The 18,115-nt window shown below is 67.8% G+C and carries 13 protein-coding genes; all 13 read left to right on the top strand.

All coding sequences use genetic code 11. From position 1 onward, the window contains the following. Positions 1–87: 87 nt before the first annotated feature. The 13 genes from nusG to FCK90_RS02020 all read left to right on the top strand — a co-directional run bounded on the left by nusG (position 88) and on the right by FCK90_RS02020 (position 18,095). Positions 88–876: a transcription termination/antitermination protein NusG gene (nusG, locus tag FCK90_RS02080; protein ID WP_158032653.1), complete on the top strand. Its 789-nt coding sequence runs from the start codon at positions 88–90 to the stop codon at positions 874–876. 138 nt (positions 877–1,014) lie between these two features. Next, positions 1,015–1,443 (top strand): 50S ribosomal protein L11, encoded by a 429-nt coding sequence (rplK, locus tag FCK90_RS02075; RefSeq protein WP_158032652.1) that lies wholly within the window; start codon positions 1,015–1,017, stop codon positions 1,441–1,443. Positions 1,444–1,544: 101 nt separating this feature from the next. Then, a complete protein-coding gene (gene rplA / locus FCK90_RS02070; RefSeq protein ID WP_158032651.1) occupies positions 1,545–2,249 on the top strand; it encodes a 50S ribosomal protein L1 in 705 nt (234 codons plus the stop codon). A 261-nt stretch (positions 2,250–2,510) separates the two neighbouring features. Continuing rightward, the gene (locus FCK90_RS02065) at positions 2,511–3,662 is read left to right on the top strand and encodes a GNAT family N-acetyltransferase (RefSeq protein WP_246179908.1); all 1,152 of its coding nucleotides are present in this window, start codon (positions 2,511–2,513) and stop codon (positions 3,660–3,662) included. A 311-nt stretch (positions 3,663–3,973) separates the two neighbouring features. Next, on the top strand, positions 3,974–4,504 hold the full coding sequence (gene rplJ, locus FCK90_RS02060) for a 50S ribosomal protein L10 (protein WP_158032649.1): 531 nt from the start codon (positions 3,974–3,976) through the stop codon (positions 4,502–4,504). A gap of 105 nt (positions 4,505–4,609) precedes the next feature. Then, positions 4,610–4,993 carry a 50S ribosomal protein L7/L12 gene (rplL, locus tag FCK90_RS02055; protein ID WP_158032648.1) on the top strand — a complete coding sequence of 128 codons (384 nt, stop codon included), beginning with the start codon at positions 4,610–4,612 and terminating at the stop codon, positions 4,991–4,993. A 364-nt stretch (positions 4,994–5,357) separates the two neighbouring features. After that, positions 5,358–8,864: a DNA-directed RNA polymerase subunit beta gene (gene rpoB / locus FCK90_RS02050; RefSeq protein WP_158032647.1), complete on the top strand. Its 3,507-nt coding sequence runs from the start codon at positions 5,358–5,360 to the stop codon at positions 8,862–8,864. Between the two features lie 106 nt (positions 8,865–8,970). Next, positions 8,971–12,855 carry a DNA-directed RNA polymerase subunit beta' gene (locus tag FCK90_RS02045; protein WP_158032646.1) on the top strand — a complete coding sequence of 1,295 codons (3,885 nt, stop codon included), beginning with the start codon at positions 8,971–8,973 and terminating at the stop codon, positions 12,853–12,855. 188 nt (positions 12,856–13,043) lie between these two features. Then, positions 13,044–13,808 carry an IclR family transcriptional regulator gene (locus FCK90_RS02040; protein ID WP_158032645.1) on the top strand — a complete coding sequence of 255 codons (765 nt, stop codon included), beginning with the start codon at positions 13,044–13,046 and terminating at the stop codon, positions 13,806–13,808. A 108-nt stretch (positions 13,809–13,916) separates the two neighbouring features. Next, on the top strand, positions 13,917–15,140 hold the full coding sequence (locus FCK90_RS02035) for a 4-hydroxybenzoate 3-monooxygenase (protein WP_158032644.1): 1,224 nt from the start codon (positions 13,917–13,919) through the stop codon (positions 15,138–15,140). 147 nt (positions 15,141–15,287) lie between these two features. Continuing rightward, the gene (gene pcaH / locus FCK90_RS02030) at positions 15,288–16,079 is read left to right on the top strand and encodes a protocatechuate 3,4-dioxygenase subunit beta (RefSeq protein ID WP_220433252.1); all 792 of its coding nucleotides are present in this window, start codon (positions 15,288–15,290) and stop codon (positions 16,077–16,079) included. Next, complete coding sequence (gene pcaG / locus FCK90_RS02025) at positions 16,072–16,653, top strand: protocatechuate 3,4-dioxygenase subunit alpha (protein ID WP_158032642.1); 582 nt, start codon at positions 16,072–16,074, stop codon at positions 16,651–16,653. The genes pcaH and pcaG overlap by 8 nt, the downstream gene beginning before the upstream one ends. Then, positions 16,650–18,095 (top strand): lyase family protein, encoded by a 1,446-nt coding sequence (locus tag FCK90_RS02020; RefSeq protein WP_158032641.1) that lies wholly within the window; start codon positions 16,650–16,652, stop codon positions 18,093–18,095. Before pcaG ends, FCK90_RS02020 begins: the two co-directional genes overlap by 4 nt. Positions 18,096–18,115 lie beyond the last annotated feature (20 nt).

Genomic DNA, 18,115 nt, shown 5'->3' with positions numbered 1-18,115 from the left:
GATGAGTCAACGCACACGAACGGAAGTTTCCGTGGGCAGGCGCGGAGCGCCGGCCCCACCAGAGCAGAGGAAAGCAGGGCACCCGAAGTGACCGAGCACCAGGCCGAGAACGACGTCGAGCTGACCGCTGACTCCCTGGCCGATCAGCCTCAGGCTGATCCGGCCGATCAGGCTGCCCAGGTCGAGGCCGACGGGGCCGAAACGGCTTCCGTCGAAGAGCCGGCGGAGCAGGCGCAGGCGGCGGAGGCCGTCGACCCGCGCGCCGAGTTCGCGGCGAAACTGCGCCGCCAGGAAGGCGACTGGTTCGTCATCCACACCTATGCGGGCTACGAGAACCGCGTCAAGACCAACCTGGAGACCCGGATCCAGTCCTTGAACATGGAAGAGGACATCTTCCAGATCGAGGTTCCCATGGAGGAGGTCGTGGAGATCAAGAACGCGCAGCGCAAGACCGTGCGCCGCGTTCGCATCCCCGGCTACGTGCTGGTCCGCATGAACCTGACCGACGCCTCATGGGGCGCCGTGCGCCACACCCCCGGGGTCACCGGCTTCGTGGGGCAGGACGCCTACAACCCCGCGCCGTTGCGGATCGACGAGGTCGTCGACATGCTCAACCCGGTGTTCGAGGCCCCGCAGGCCGCCGCCGAGGGCGAGGCCTCCCCGGCGAAGGGCGCCGCCCAGGCCGCCTCGGCTCCGGCCGTGACCGTCGACTTCGAGGTCGGCGAGTCGGTCATCGTCAAGGAAGGCGCCTTCGCGACCCTGCCGGCCACGATCTCCGAGATCAAGGTCGAGTCCCAGCAGCTGGTCGTGCTGGTCTCGATCTTCGAGCGGGAGACCCCGGTCACCATCGCCTTCGACCAGGTCTCCAAGATCTGATCAGGGCCCCACAAGACTTCGGTCCGGTCCCGGGACCGCTTTGCCCGGGATCGGACCGTCCGGCCGCCGCGCCACGGCGGCCATCCGCCGTCGTACGCTCCTGTGCGGCGGTACAACCAGCAGAAAAGGACCATCACCATGGCTCCCAAGAAGAAGGTCTCTGGCCTGATCAAGCTGCAGATCCAGGCAGGAGCCGCAAACCCGGCTCCTCCCGTTGGCCCCGCACTCGGTGCGAAGGGCGTCAACATCATGGAGTTCTGCAAGGCCTACAACGCCGCCACCGAGTCCCAGCGCGGCAACATCATCCCCGTGGAGATCACGGTCTACGAGGACCGTTCCTTCACCTTCGTCACCAAGACCCCGCCCGCCGCGCAGCTGATCAAGAAGGCCGCCGGCGTCACCAAGGGCTCCGGTGTCCCGCACACCCAGAAGGTCGGCAAGATCACCTGGGACCAGGCTCGTGAGATCGCGAGCACCAAGCAGGAAGACCTCAACGCGAACGACGTCGACGCCGGCGCCAAGATCATCGCCGGTACCGCCCGTTCCATGGGCATCGAGGTCGAGTGATCCGGGCCTGACCCGGCACCGATCGCCTCCCCCACAACATTCCCCGTGGCAGGGCCGAGCGCGGTCCGTAACGACCACGACTGCACAAGGAGATACAGCAGATGGCTAAGCGCAGCAAGGCATACAAAGCAGCAGCCGCCAAGATCGAAGAGGGCAAGTTCTACAGCCCGGCCGAGGCCGTGGCCCTCGTGAAGGAGATCAACACCTCCAAGGCCGACGCGACCGTCGAGGTCGCCATGCGCCTGGGCGTCGATCCCCGCAAGGCTGACCAGATGGTTCGCGGCACCGTGAACCTCCCCAACGGCACCGGCAAGACCGCGCGCGTCGTGGTCTTCGCCCAGGGCGACAAGGCAGCGGCAGCCGAAGCCGCCGGTGCCGACTTCGTGGGCTCCGACGACCTCATCGCCAAGGTCGCGGGCGGCTGGGTCGATTTCGACGCCGCCGTCGCCACCCCCGACATGATGGGCAAGGTGGGTCGCCTGGGCAAGGTCCTGGGCCCCCGTAACCTCATGCCGAACCCCAAGACCGGCACCGTGACCATGGACGTCGCCAAGGCTGTCGGGGACATCAAGGGCGGCAAGATCGACTTCCGCGTCGACAAGCACTCCAACCTCCACTTCATCCTGGGCAAGGCCTCGTTCGACCAGAAGCAGCTGACCGAGAACTTCAGCGCCGCTCTGGAAGAGGTCCTGCGTCTCAAGCCGGCCTCCTCCAAGGGCCGTTACGTGACCAAGATGACCGTGGCGACCACCTTCGGTCCCGGCGTCCCGGTCGACCCGAACGCCACCGAGGTCGCTGTCGACTGACAGTCCCGGACTGCGCGGTCCGTACCGCGCAGTGCCGTCGAGGGCCCGACCGTCATCCGATGGTCGGGCCCTCGGCCGTAGGGGCGGTCCGCCGGCACCGCGGGAGGACGGCCCATCGCGAAACAGCCGCCGGAACCGTGTCCCGTCCCTGCATCACTCACTAGGCTGAGGGCACGCCTCATGACCTTCGTGCCCGGCTCCGTCCCGATCCCGAGTCCCTTGACGAGTCCGCTGAGGGGCACCGCAAAGGAAACCGCCGCATTGCTCCCGTCCCACCCCGTCACCATCCGGCAAGTCCGCATCCCGGAGAATTTCGACGACGACGCAGCGGCGCTCCTCGGCGAGATCGCGGACCTGGTGCGCCGCTCGCGCGAATCGGTCTGGGGCACCGCGGACCTGGCCAACGACGCCGCCGACATCTTCCGCGATCTCCACGACCCGTGGGAACGGGTGGTGCTGCTGGAGGCCCGCGAAGGCCGGAAACTGGTCGGCCGCGCCGAGGTGCGGTTGCCCCTGGTCGTGGAGACCCGCAGCGCCCAGATCTTCCTGACGGTCGACCCGGATCACGAGACCGGGGGAGTGGGCACGGAACTGCTCGCGGCTGCGGAGTCCGTGGCGCAGTCGGAGGCCCGGCGCACCTTGATCATCAACTCCGAGCATCCAGGGCCGCAGGATCTGCAGGGCGACGGGCGGATCGGCTCCGCCACCGGGGCGCTCCCGTTCGTCGACTCCGATGCCTGGATCACGGCCGCCGACGGCTCCGGACGACTGCCGATCTCCAACCGGCAGACCCGCTTCGCCCGCCGCTTCGGGTACAAGCTGCAGACGGTGAGCGACATCAGCCGGATCGTGGTTCCCATGGACGCCTCCGAGCACGAGCGCCTCACGGGCGAGGTCGAGGCGCACCCCGGGGCGGGTGACTACCGGACCCATTCCTGGGTGGGCGAGGCCCCCGAGCAATGGCTGGACTCCATGGCCACGTTGCACGAGAGGATCCCCTCGGACTCGTTCGTGCCGCCCCGGCTGTGGGACCCCGAGCCGTGGGACGCCGAACGCGTCCGGCGGACCGAGGCCCTGCGTGCCGAGAACGGCGACATCTCCTTCATGACCGTCATCGAGCACCTGCCGACCGGACAGCTCGTGGGAATGACGGAACTCGTGCTGCCCGGGCCCGGTGCTCCGTTGTGCTTCCAGGACGAGACGGTGGTCCTGCGCGAGCATCGCGGCAAGCGGCTGGGGCTGCGCCAGAAGCTGGCCAATCTCGACCAGCTCTCCGCGCAGGCCGGCAGTGTCGAGTCCGTCTACGTCTGGACCCATAGCGGCAATGCCCGGATGAACTGGGTCAACCGCCGCCTCGGCGCGGAGGTCCTGGGCCGCTCGGCCGTGTGGACGCGCCGCGTGGGCCTGGAGTGACCTGCTGGGAGCTGAAGCGCCCGGCGTCGATCCGCCCGCAGTGACGGAGCGCAAGTTGTGATCGGCTGCCCCGGCCGCTACAGTGGAGGCATCCAAAGACCGTCGGTCGTGGTGAGTCATGTCCTCGGATCACTTGATCCAGATGTGACAGCCGCCGTAAGAGCCCGTGAGGGCGTCCAACGCAGGTGTCCTGAACGACTTCGTTCGTCTTAGCCGATCCCGGCGAGACGGTGATGTGCGCCCTGGCTCCTGCCAGGGCGTTTTTTATTGGCTTGTTGCGGATACGACCGGCCCACCAGGAAAGGAGTGCCATGGCGAACCCGGAAAAGGCCGCCGCGGTAGCAGAGCTCAAGGAGCAGTTCGCTGCTTCCAGTGCAGCTGTGCTGACCGAATACCGCGGCCTCTCGGTGGCACAGCTCAAGCAGCTGCGCCGCGCACTCGGTGAGGAAGCCGAGTACGCCGTGGTGAAGAACACGCTGGCCGGCATCGCCGCCCAGGAAGCCGGGATCGACGCATTCGAGGGCCAGCTCAACGGTCCCTCGGCCATCGCGTTCGTCTCCGGCGACCCGGTCGCCGTCGCCAAGTCCCTGCGTGACTTCGCCAAGGAGAACCCGGAACTGATCGTCAAGAGCGGCTACATGGATGGCGCCGCTCTGGACGAGGCTGCAATCAAGACCCTCGCGGACCTCGAGTCCCGTGAGGTCCTGCTGGCCAAGGTCGCCGGCGCCGCACAGGCGTCGCTGTCCAAGGCCGCAGCGCTGTTCCAGGCCCCGTTGTCCAAGACGGTCCGTACGGCCGAGGCGCTGCGCGCCAAGGTCGAAGAGGCCGGCGAGGCTGCCTGACGCCACCGCGTCACCACAAACCGCAAGACCCAGATCTGGATTGCCCGCTCACCTCTGCTGATCGAGGGGCGGGTGCAGAGACAACATCGAGAAGGAGCCAACACCATGGCCAAGCTTTCCACCGAGGAACTGATTGACGCTTTCAAGGAGCTCTCCCTCATCGAGCTCTCCGAGTTCGTGAAGGCCTTCGAGGAGACCTTCGACGTCACCGCTGCGGCTCCGGCCGCCGTGGCCGTTGCCGGCGCCCCTGCCGGCGAGGCCGAGGCTGCTGAGGAGCAGACCGAGTTCGACGTCGTCCTCGAGGCTGCCGGCGACAAGAAGATCGGCGTCATCAAGGAGGTGCGCGCCCTGACCTCCCTCGGCCTGAAGGAGGCCAAGGAGCTCGTCGACAGCGCCCCCAAGGCCGTTCTGGAAGGTGCCTCCAAGGAGGACGCCGAGAAGGCCAAGGAGCAGCTCGAGGGCGCCGGCGCGACCGTCACCCTCAAGTGAGTTCCGCGGGTTGACCCGCACCTCACCGGCGGCCTGAACTGAAGACCGTCATCGAGAAGCCCCGTGCACGTTACGTGCGCGGGGCTTCTCGCCGTCCGGGGTCTCCGGGCCGCACGGCGGCATACCAGAGAAATGCGGAGGAAGCCGGACTGGACACGACGCGATTCGTGGCCTATTCTGGTTCTTTGCGTCGTCCCTGATTTCAGTGTGCCTTCATATAGCGGTGGGCGCCTTCGGAACCCTACAGACCTGAACTTCCCCTCGTCAGCGAGCCATGGGCGGCGAGCTGAACCAGACTGTAGCAACCGGCATATCGGACGGGAACCGCGCGATTCACTTGCAGATCTGTGGAAGGAATCTCATCTTGGTCGCCTCGAGCACCGATTCGTCCGTCACCGCAAACCCGGCAGGGGCCAACGTGCCCCGCCGTGTCTCTTTCGCAAAGATTCACGAGCCCCTGGAGGTCCCGAACCTCCTGGCGCTCCAGACCGACAGCTTCGACCGACTGGTCGGCAACGAGAAGTGGCAGGCCCGCCTGCGCCAGGCGCAGGAGACCGGCCAGACCGGCGTGCCGACCACCTCGGGTCTGTCGGACATCTTCGAGGAGATCTCTCCGATCGAGGACTTCCAGGGCACCATGTCCCTGTCCTTCACGGAGCCCGAATTCTACGACCCCAAGTACACGGTCGAGGAATGCAAGGACCGCGACGCCACCTTCTCGGCCCCGCTGTACGTCAAGGCCGAGTTCATGAACAATACGACCGGCGAGATCAAGCAGCAGACCGTGTTCATGGGCGACTTCCCGCTCATGACCGACAAGGGCACCTTCGTGATCAACGGCACCGAGCGCGTCGTCGTGTCCCAGCTGGTCCGCTCGCCGGGCGCCTACTTCGAGAAGGGGCAGGACCGCAACTCGGACAAGGACATCTTCTCCGCGAAGATCATTCCGTCCCGCGGTGCGTGGTTCGAGCTCGAGATCGACAAGCGCGATCAGGTCGGCGTGCGTCTGGACCGCAAGCGCAAGCAGTCCGTCACCGTCCTGCTCAAGGCCCTGGGCTGGACCGAGTCCAAGATCCTGGAGGAGTTCGGCGAGTTCGACTCGATCCGCGCGACCCTGGAGAAGGACACCACGGAGTCCCGCGAGGACGCCCTGCTGGACATCTACCGGAAGCTGCGTCCCGGCGAGCCGCCCACGGTCGACGCCGCCCAGCAGCTGCTGGACAACATGTACTTCAACCCCAAGCGCTACGACCTCGCCAAGGTCGGCCGCTACAAGATCAACCGGAAGCTCGGCCTGGACAAGGGCTTCGACGACCCGGACGCCTCCGTGCTCTCCATCGAGGACATCGTGGCGATGATCCGCTACCTCGTGACCCTTCACGCGGGTGGCGAGTCCATCCAGGGCGTCCGCGACGGCGAGACCCGTGAGATGAGCGTCGACGTCGATGACATCGACCACTTCGGCAACCGCCGCATCCGCGCGGTGGGCGAGCTGATCGAGAACCAGATCCGCACCGGCCTGTCCCGTATGGAGCGCGTCGTGCGCGAGCGCATGACCACCCAGGACGTCGAGGCGATCACCCCGCAGACCCTGATCAACATCCGCCCCGTGGTGGCTGCGATCAAGGAGTTCTTCGGCACCTCGCAGCTGTCGCAGTTCATGGATCAGAACAACCCGCTGGCCGGGCTGACCCACAAGCGCCGCCTGTCCGCGCTGGGCCCGGGCGGTCTGTCCCGTGACCGCGCCGGCATGGAGGTCCGTGACGTCCACCCGTCGCACTACGGCCGCATGTGCCCGATCGAGACCCCTGAAGGCTCCAACATCGGCCTGATCGGCTCGCTGGCCACCTACGCGCGGATCAACCCGTTCGGCTTCATCGAGACCCCCTACCGTCGTGTGATCGACGGCGTCGTGACCGACGACGTCGTGTACCTCACCGCCGACGACGAGCGCGGTGCGGTGATCGCCCAGGCCAACGCTCCGCTGACCAGCGACCTGCACTTCGCCGAGGACGCCGTGCTGGCCCGTGCCGCCGACGGCTCGGGCGAGGCCGTCCTGGTCGAGCCCACCGACGTCGAGTTCATGGACGTCTCCCCGCGTCAGATGGTCTCCGTGGCGACCGCGCTGATCCCGTACCTCGAGCACGACGACGCCAACCGCGCCCTCATGGGTGCCAACATGCAGCGTCAGGCCGTGCCGCTGCTGGTCACCGAGGCGCCCCTGGTGGGCACCGGCATGGAGCGCTTCGCGGCGATGGACGCCGGGGATTCCGTGCTGGCCGTCAAGCCGGGCGTGGTGACCGAGGTCGCCGCCGATCACGTGACCGTGGCCAACGACGACGGCACCACCAAGGAGTACACGGTCGGCAAGTTCGTGCGGTCCAACCCGGGCAACACCTACAACCAGCGCGTGATCGTCTCCGAGGGCGACCGCGTCGAGACCCGCACGGTCATCGCCGATGGCCCCTCGACCGACCACGGCGAGCTGGCGCTGGGCAAGAACCTGCTGGTCGCCTACATGTCCTGGGAGGGCCTCAATTACGAGGACGCCATCATCCTGTCCCAGCGCATGGTCTCCGACGACGTCCTGACCTCGATCCACATCGAGGAGCACGAGATCGACGCCCGCGACACCAAGCTCGGTGCCGAGGAGATCACCCGGGACATCCCGAACGTCTCCGAGGAGGTGCTCTCGGCGCTGGACGAGCGAGGCATCATCCACATCGGCGCCGAGGTCCAGAACGGCGACATCCTGGTCGGCAAGGTCACCCCGAAGGGCGAGACCGAGCTGACCCCGGAGGAGCGGCTGCTGCGCGCGATCTTCGGCGAGAAGTCCCGCGAGGTCCGCGACACCTCCCTGAAGGTGCCCCACGGCGAGTCCGGAACCGTCATCGGCGTGCGCGTGTTCGACCGCGACGACGACGGCGACGACCTGCCGGCCGGCGTCAACCAGGTGGTCCGCGTGTACGTGGCCCAGAAGCGCAAGATCACCGACGGCGACAAGCTGGCCGGGCGGCACGGCAACAAGGGCGTGATCTCCAAGATCCTGCCCCTCGAGGACATGCCGTTCCTGGCCGACGGGACCCCCGTCGACGTGATCCTGAACCCGCTGGGCGTCCCCGGCCGTATGAACCTGGGCCAGGTGCTCGAGGTGCACACCGGCTGGCTGGCCAAGCAGGGCTGGGAGATCGAGGGCGACCCCGAGTGGCTCGACCGCCTGACCGACTTCCCGAAGTCCACGGGGCAGACCAACGTGGCCACCCCGGTGTTCGACGGCGCCCGCGAGGACGAGATCTTCGACCTCCTGGACCACTCGAACACCACCCGCGACGGTGATCGCCTGATCAACCACACGGGCAAGGCCCAGCTGTTCGACGGCCGCTCCGGCGAGCCGTTCCCGGACCCGATCTCGGTCGGCTACCAGTACATCCTGAAGCTGCACCACCTGGTGGACGACAAGATCCACGCCCGCTCCACCGGCCCGTACTCCATGATCACCCAGCAGCCGCTGGGCGGTAAGGCGCAGTTCGGCGGCCAGCGCTTCGGCGAGATGGAGGTGTGGGCTCTCGAGGCCTACGGTGCCGCGTACACGCTGCAGGAGATCCTGACGGTCAAGTCCGACGACGTTCACGGTCGCGTGAAGGTCTACGAGGCGATCGTGAAGGGCGAGAACATCCCCGAACCGGGCGTTCCCGAGTCCTTCAAGGTCCTGATCAAGGAGATGAAGTCCCTGTGCCTGAACGTCGAGGTGCTCTCGGCGGACGGCCAGACCATCGAGATGCGCGATGCGGATGACGAGGTCTTCCGCGCAGCCGAGGAGCTCGGCATCGACCTGTCCCACTCCGAGCCCAGCTCGGTCGAAGAGGTCTGAGCCGCACCCGTCCGTCGCCGTACAGCGGCGACGGACGGGAGCCCGGCGATTTCATCCACCCCAAGTTTTCTCGAGAAGAATTCACAGAAAGAGATCAAGGATCCTTATGTCCAACGATTCTTCGCTCAACCTCATGCGCATCGGCCTGGCCACGGCCGAGCAGATCCGCAGCTGGTCCTTCGGAGAGGTCAAGAAGCCCGAAACGATCAACTACCGCACGCTCAAGCCCGAGAAGGACGGCCTGTTCTGCGAGAAGATCTTCGGCCCGACCCGCGACTGGGAATGCTACTGCGGTAAGTACAAGCGCGTGCGGTACAAGGGCATCATCTGCGAGCGGTGCGGCGTCGAGGTGACCCGCGCCAAGGTGCGCCGCGAGCGCATGGGCCACATCGAGCTGGCCGCTCCCGTGACCCACATCTGGTACTTCAAGGGCGTCCCGTCGCGCCTGGGCTACCTACTGGACCTGGCACCGAAGGACCTGGAGAAGGTCATCTACTTCGCCGCCTACATGATCACCTCGGTGGACGAGGAGGCTCGTCACGACGACCTGCCCAACCTGCAGGCCGCGATGGACCGCGAGAAGAAGGCCCTGGAGGACCAGCGCGACGCCGATATCGTGGCGATCGCCGGCGACCTCGAGCAGGACCTGGCCACGGTCGAGGCAGAGGGCGGCAAGGCCGCCGAGAAGCGCAAGCTGCGCGACGCCGCCGACCGCCAGATGGCCAACGTGCGCAAGCGCGCCGATCGTGAGATCGACAACCGCGAGCGCGTGTGGGACCGCTTCAAGAACCTCAAGGTCAACGACCTCGAGGGTGACGAGGCCCTGTACCGCCAGATGCTGGACCGCTTCGGCATGTACTTCGAGGGCTCGATGGGTGCCGAGGCGATCAAGAAGCGCCTCGAGACCTTCGACCTGGCCGCCGAGGCCGACTCCCTGCGGGAGGTCATCGCCACCGGCAAGGGCCAGCGGAAGTCGCGCGCCCTCAAGCGCCTGAAGGTGGTCAACGCCTTCCTGACCACGGACAACTCCCCACTGGGCATGGTCCTGGACGCCGTCCCGGTCATCCCGCCGGAACTGCGTCCGATGGTTCAGCTCGACGGCGGCCGGTTCGCGACCTCCGATCTCAACGACCTCTACCGTCGTGTGATCAACCGCAACAACCGCCTCAAGCGCCTGCTCGACCTGGGCGCCCCCGAGATCATCGTCAACAACGAGAAGCGGATGCTGCAGGAGGCCGTCGACTCCCTGTTCGACAACGGCCGCCGCGGCCGTCCGGTCACCGGGCCGGGCAACCGTGCGCTGAAGTCGCTGTCCGACATGCTCAAGGGCAAGCAGGGCCGTTTCCGCCAGAACCTGCTCGGCAAGCGCGTGGACTACTCGGGCCGTTCGGTCATCGTGGTCGGTCCGCAGCTCAAGCTCCACCAGGCCGGCCTGCCCAAGCAGATGGCCCTGGAGCTGTTCAAGCCGTTCGTGATGAAGCGCCTGGTCGATCTCAACCACGCGCAGAACATCAAGTCCGCCAAGCGGATGGTCGAGCGCTACCGCCCGCAGGTGTGGGACGTCCTGGAAGAGGTCATCACGGAGCACCCCGTGCTGCTCAACCGCGCGCCCACCCTGCACCGTCTGGGCATCCAGGCCTTCGAGCCGCAGCTGGTGGAGGGCAAGGCCATCCAGCTGCACCCGCTCGTGTGCTCGGCCTTCAACGCCGACTTCGACGGCGACCAGATGGCCGTGCACCTGCCGCTGTCGCCGGAGGCGCAGGCGGAGGCCCGCATCCTGATGCTGTCCTCCAACAACATCCTGAAGCCCTCGGACGGCAAGCCGATCGCCCTGCCCTCGCAGGACATGATCATCGGCCTCTACCACCTGACCACCGAGCGTCAGGACGAGGTCGGCACGGGCGCCAGCTACTCGTCGGTCGCCGAGGCCATCATGGCCTTCGACGCCCACAAGCTGCACCTCAACGCCAAGGCCAGGATCGTGGTCCAGGACTTCGTGCCCTACCCGGGCTGGGTGGCGCCGGAGGGTTACCAGCAGGGCGATACCGTCACGCTCGAGACCACCCTGGGCCGCGTGATCTTCAACCAGCAGCTGCCGGCCGACTACCAGTGGGTCGAAGGCGTGGCGGACAAGAAGTTCCTGTCCAAGCTGGTCAACGATCTGGCCGAGGCCTACCCCATGGGTGTCGTGGCGCAGACGCTGGATAACCTCAAGGACGCCGGCTTCTACTGGGCGGCCTGGTCCGGGATCACGGTCGCGATCTCCGACATCGCGACCCCGCCCGCCAAGCCCGGCATCATGGAGGACTACGAGGCCCAGGCGGCCAAGATCCAGGGCCAGTACGACACCGGCCTGATCGACGACGACGAGCGCCGCTCCGAGCTGATCGACATCTGGACCAAGGCCACCGACGAGGTCGCCGAGGTCATGCGCGAGAATCTGGGCGACCTGAACACCATCAACCGCATGGTGTCCTCCGGTGCCCGAGGCAACTGGATGCAGGTCCGTCAGATCGCGGGCATCCGCGGACTGGTGGCCAACCCGAAGGGCGAGATCATGCCCCGCCCGATCAAGTCCTCCTACCGTGAGGGCCTGACCGTGCTGGAGTACTTCATCGCCACCCACGGTGCGCGTAAGGGTCTCGCCGACACCGCGCTGCGTACCGCGAACTCGGGTTACCTGACCCGTCGTCTGGTGGACGTCTCCCAGGACGTCATCGTGCGCGAGGCCGACTGCGGCACCGACCGCGGCCTGCCCCTGCCGCTGGCCACCACGGAGACCGGTGCGCGGGCGCTGCATGAAGAGGTCGAGAACACGGTTCACGGCCGTGTTCTGGCCGTGGACGTCGCCAACGCCGACGGCGAGGTGCTGGCTCAGGCCGGTGCGGATCTCTCGGACGCCATGATCGAGACCCTGTTCAACGCGGGGGTCGATGAGGTGCGGGTGCGTTCCGTGCTGACCTGCGAGTCCGCCGTCGGCGTCTGCGCCGCGTGCTACGGCCGCTCGCTGGCCACCAACAAGCTGGTGGACATCGGCGAGGCCGTGGGCATCATCGCCGCCCAGTCCATCGGTGAGCCCGGCACGCAGCTGACCATGCGTACCTTCCACACCGGTGGCGTGGCGTCCTCCGACGGTGACATCACCCAGGGTCTGCCCCGTATCCAGGAGCTCTTCGAGGCCCGTACCCCCAAGGGTGTGGCCCCGATCTCCGAGGTGGCCGGTCGCGTCGCCATCGAGGACACCGATAAGGGCGTCCGGATCGTGGTGACCCCTGACAACGGGGACGAGGAGTTCGCCTACCCGGTGCTGCGCCGCGCCAAGATGCTGATCGCCGACGGCGACCACGTCGAGGTCGGCCAGCAGCTGGTGGCCGGTGCCGTGGATCCCAAGGAGGTCCTGCGTATCCGCGGCCGCCGTGCGGCTCAGAAGCACCTGGTGGACGAGGTCCAGGGCGTGTACCGCTCGCAGGGCGTGGGCATCCACGACAAGCACGTGGAGGTCATCGTCCGTCAGATGCTGCGGCGCAACACCGTGATCGAGTCGGGCGACACCGACCTGCTGCCCGGTGAGCTCGTCGACGACGTGCGCTACCGCGAGGCCAACCTGAAGGCCGTCAGCGAGCAGCACCGTCCGGCGTCGGGCCGTCCGGAGCTGATGGGCATCACCAAGGCGTCGCTGGCCACGGACTCGTGGCTCTCGGCGGCATCCTTCCAGGAGACCACCCGCGTCCTGACCCAGGCCGCGATGGAGGCCAAGTCCGACCCGCTGGTCGGCCTGAAGGAGAACGTGATCATCGGCAAGCTGATCCCGGCCGGTACCGGCCTGGCGCGCTACAACAACGTCAGCGTCGAGCCCACCGACGAGGCGAAGGCCGCTCTGTTCACCGACTCCGGTGCCTATGCGGACTTCTCCTATGCGGAGGAGCCCGCGTCGCTGGGCAGCGAGTTCCAGGCGATCCCGCTGGAGGACTACGATTTCGGCGCCAACTGAGACGCTGACCTCGGCTGACTGACCTCAGCCCAACCGCAGAAGGGCCTCGTATCCGGGCAACCGGAACGGGGCCCTTCTTTCTTTCTTTCTCCACCCCCTCCCGCCGAGTGTCCGATTGAGTACCGATTTTTCGCGATTTCCGGTATGCGATCGGACACTCGGCGGGAGGAAGGCGGGAGAATGCGCCCATGGCCAACTCTGCTTCCGGTGACAGCCTGATCGAGCGGGCGGACCGCATCCTCGCCTCGTTCTCCGCAGCCACGTCACGCCTGACCGCGGCGCAGATCGCGCAGCGGGCGGGTCTGCCGTCCAGTACCGCACACCGCCTGTGCGCGGAGATGGCCCAGCGCGGCTGGCTGGACCGTGAGGGGAACGCCTACGTCGTCGGCACCAGGCTGTGGGAACTGGCGACGCGCTCCGCTCCCGACTCCTCCCTGGCGGTGCTCGCCACGCCTTTCATGCAGGACGCGCAGGCCGCCCTGGGCCAGCACATCCAGCTGGGCCGCATCGAGGGCAACGAGGTGCTGATCCTGCAGCGCCTGTCCGAACGGGGAGCCCGGGAGATCAGCTCGACCGTAGCGGGGCGCCTGCCCCTGCACGTCTCCGCGGCCGGGCTGGTCCTACTCGCGTGGCTTCCCGACGACGACCGGACGGCCTACCTCGCGGCGCTGCGGGACACCGGGCAGGCCGTTCCCCAGGGTTCCGTGCGCACGCTGGCCGCCGTCCTGTCGTCGGTCCGTGCCACCGGGCACGCCGTGCAGACGGGCAACCTGGAACCGGACCGCACCGGGATCGCCGTCCCCGTGCGAGGGGCGCGGGCGACGGTGGTGGCCGCGCTGGGGGCGGTGATCGACCGCGCCGCGGCAGCCGTGGACCCCGCGGCGACCGTTCAGGTACTGCGCGCGGCGGCGCACGGCATCGAGCGAACCCTCAAAGAGCATCGGGTGGCCTGACCAGCACTCGGTGAGAATCGAGGACAGCCCGTTGAACGGGATCATTGTGGGCTGCGGCACAGGAGGCTGTCACACTGGGCGCACATCCGTTCGCCAGGAGGATCCTCGATGACAGCAGACCGGCAGCCCCAGATCGTGCGGACCCAGGTCGGCATCGTCGGCGGTGGACCGGCCGGGCTCGTGCTCGCCCATCTGCTCCATGGCCAGGGGATCGACTGCGCGGTGATCGAGGCCCGGGATCCGGAGGCCATCCGCAATACCCACCGCGCCGGCATCCTGGAGTCCGCGACCGTCCGGATGCTCGCGGACTCCGGCGTCGACGGACGCGTTCTGAGCGAAGGCCACGAGCATCGCGGTACGACGCTGCGCTTCGACGGCGAGAACCATCACATCGATTTCCAGGACGCTGTAGGCCATTCGGTCTGGCTCTATCCGCAGAACGAGGTCTTCTGGGATCTCGCCCGGGCCTGTGAGCGGGACGGCGTGCGGATCTTCTGGTCCGTCTCGGATACCGGCGTCCACGACGTCGAGACCCAGGACCCCAGGATCACCTTCACGGATGCCGGCGGGGCGCCCCGCGAGATCCAGGCTTCCATCGTGGTCGGAGCCGACGGCTCCCGCTCCATGTGCCGCAAGCTCATCCCGGACGACGTCCGTCAGGATCATTTCATCGAATACCCCTTCGCCTGGTTCGGCATCCTGTGCGAGGCGCCGCCGAGCTGGCCCGAACTGATCTACGCGAACTCTCCGGCCGGTTTCGCGCTGATCTCGCAGCGGTCCGAGACCGTGCAGCGGATGTATTTCCAGTGCGACCCGGAGACCGACCCCGAAGACTGGGATGACCGGGCGATCTGGGCGCGGCTGCAGGAGTGCCTGTCCGGCCCGGACGGCTTCAGGCTCGAGGAGGGCAGGATCTTCGACAAGACCGTGCTCAGATTCCGCTCCTACGTCTGCGAACCCCTGCGGCATCACAGCCTGGTACTGGTCGGCGACGCCGGCCATACCGTGCCGCCCACCGGCGCCAAGGGCCTGAACCTGGCTTTCTGCGACGTGCGGGTGCTGGCGCCGGCTCTGGTGGCCCTCTTCCGAGACGGCGACGGATCCCGGCTGGCGGGCTACTCCGAGCAGGCCCTCCAGCGGGTGTGGAAGGCGCAGAACTTCTCCTACTGGGTCACGAAGATGATGCACGCCCGCGACGGCGAGAGCGCCTTCGAGCAGAAGCGCCGCCGCGGCGAACTGGCCGCCATCACCGGCTCGCCCTACGGCCGGGCCTACTTCGCGGAGTCCTACACCGGATGGCAAGACCAAAAATATGTGCGCTATGCGAACTAGTGTTCGTATACCGATTGAACTGCGCTATCCTCGTCTATGTCGAACAGGGCCGACGGCGAGTAGCGGCAGCTGCCCACGAGGCAGGAAACCAGGTCCGCCCTGGCAGGCGATCGCCGGCAGCGTTCCGCCTGCACGCAATCGAAGGAGATGACCATGGCCGGACCCGTAGTGTCCTCGGACGCCGCCGCCGACTCCCAGGCCAAGATCTCGGCTGATATCGAGGAGATCTCGCGTGACTACGCCGCTTCAGGGGCGGTGGAGACCCAGCCGCGCATCGACTACGCGCCTTACCGCAGCTCGATCCTGCGCCATCCCACCAAGGATCTGCATCACGCGGACCCGGAGACCATCGAGCTGTGGGCGCCGGCCTTCGGCCAGCGCGATGTCCACGCTCTGGAGTCCGACCTGACCATCCAGGGGGGTGGAGAGCCGATCGGCGAGCGCATGACCGTTCGTGGTCGTGTGCTCGACGGGGACGGGCGCCCGGTGCGCCATCAGCTCGTCGAGATCTGGCAGGCGAACGCCGCCGGGCGATACATCCACAAACGCGATCAGCACCCGGCGCCCATCGATCCCAACTTCACCGGCGTGGGCCGGTGCCTCACCGGGGCGGACGGCTCCTACTCGTTCACCACCATCAAGCCCGGCCCCTACCCCTGGAAGAACCACCACAACGCGTGGCGCCCCGCGCATATCCACTTCTCGCTGTTCGGCACGGACTTCACGCAGCGGATGATCACGCAGATGTACTTCCCCGGCGACCCCCTGTTCGACCTGGACCCGATCTACCAGGCGATCGTGGACCCGCAGGCACGGGAGCGCCTGGTGGCGACGTACGACCACGACACGTCCGCGCACGAGTGGTCCCTGGGCTATGTCTGGGACATCGTGCTGACCGGATCGCACCGCACGCCGACCGAGGAGGACACTGATGTCTGAGCAGCTGGTCCCCACTCCGGGGCAAACGATCGGGCCGTTCTACGGCTACGCCCTGCCCTACGAGGGCGGCGAGCACCTGGTGGACAGGTCGGACCCGCGGGCCGTCCGCCTGCACGGCACGGTCTACGACGGGCACGGGGAGCCGATCCCGGACTCGATGCTCGAGATCTGGCAGGCCGACGCCGACGGCACGGTCTCCCAGGAGCCCGGATCCCTGCTCCGCGACGGATACACCTTCACGGGGTTCGGCCGCGTGGCCGTGGACAACGCGGGCCACTACGACTTCACCACCGTCAACCCGGGGGCGTCCGAAGCCGGGAAGGCGCCGTTCATCGCGATGACGGTCTTCGCCCGGGGGCTGCTCAACAGGCTGTTCACGCGGATCTACCTGCCCGAGGACGGGGAGGCCCTGGCACGGGACCCGCTTCTCGCGAGTCTTCCGGAGGGCCGCCGCGAGACGCTGATCGCCGAGCGCGAGCCCGACGGTTCCCTGCGGTTCGACCTGCGGCTTCAGGGCGACGGCGAGACCGTGTTCCTGAGCTACCCGAACCACCGGCCAGGCGATCCGGCGTGACCGACTACGGCCTCCTGGAGCCCGGCACCCACCGCGTCGCATCCATGTGCGACGACGATGCCCTCCTGCGGTGCCTCGTCGAAGCCGAGGTCGCGTGGGTGCGGGCACAGGCCGCCGTCGGGCTGGTCCCCGAGGAGCACGCACGGGCGGTGAGCGCCGTGGTCGAGCCCCGGATCTGGGAACGAGCCTTCGACCCCGCGGACATCGCGGCCCGGGCCGAGGCCGGCGGGAACCCGGTGATCCCCATGCTGGCGGATCTCCGCGAGGCCGTGCGCACCATCGACCCCGAGGCCGTCCGCTGGATCCATCGCGGCCTGACCAGCCAGGACGTCATGGATACGGGCATGATGCTCATGGCCCGGCACTGCCTGCGGGTCATCGACGCCGGGCTGGGGGCCGTGGCGGACGCGCTGGCCGCGCTCGCCGGGGCGCACCGCAACACACCGGCTGTAGCCCGGACGCTGACCCAGCAGGCACTGCCCTCGGTCTTCGGACTCCGCTGCGCGCGCTGGCTCACGGGCATCCTCGACGCCCGTGACGAGCTCGCGCGCCAGCACCCCGCGGTGGCCGTCGGAGGTGCCGCCGGAACCCTGGCCGGCACGGCCACGGTCGTGGAACCGCTCGTGGATGATGGCGGGTTCCTCTCCCCGGGCGATCCCGACGGTCGCATCGCCCAGGAGGTGGACCGGCTCAACGCCGCCTGGGCGGCGGAGCTGGGGCTGGCCCCTGCCCCGCATGTCTGGCATACCGCGCGCGGTCCGATCCAGCATCTGGGCTCCGCGCTGGCGGGGACGGCCAGCGCGATGGGCACGATCGCCAACGACGTCCTGCTGCTCTCCCGCCCGGAGATCGGCGAGCTGCGCGAGCCCACGGCCCCGGGGCGCGGGGTGTCCTCCGCGATGCCGCAGAAGCAGAATCCCGTCCTGTCCGTCCTGCTCAAACGCACCGCGCTGACCGCGCCCCAGCTCGCGGCCCAGCTCTTCGTGGCCGGATCGGCGTACGTGGACGAGCGCCCGGACGGTGCCTGGCATGCCGAATGGCCTGCGGTGCGCGGCCTCCTGCGACTGGTGAGCTCGGGCGTGCTGCACTGCCAGGAGCTGGTCGAAGGGCTGCAGGTCTTCCCGGAGGCCATGATGAGAAACCTCGAGGCCGCAGGGCCGGGGGTGGTCGCCGAGCGCATCTCGGCGGTCCTGGCTCCCGTGGTCACCACCGCCGATCCCGGGATCAGCGGTAAGAGCGCGGTGCAGCGGGCGATCGGCGAGGGCGCGGGCGACACGACCTCGACTGTCGAACTCCTCCTGGGGCTCACAGAAGGGGCGCGGCTGCCGGACGGGCGCGCGGTGACCCGCGAACTCGTCGATGGGCTGTGCGATCCCGGCAGCTATACGGGGCTGGGCGACCACTTGATCGACGCGGCGCTGCAGCGATATGACCAGGACTGAAGGCGGGACGTCGCCCCGAG

Source organism: Kocuria coralli (assembly GCF_008831305.1).
Classification (GTDB): Bacteria; Actinomycetota; Actinomycetes; order Actinomycetales; family Micrococcaceae; genus Kocuria; species Kocuria coralli.
This window is presented reverse-complemented; position numbering and strand designations above follow the sequence as displayed.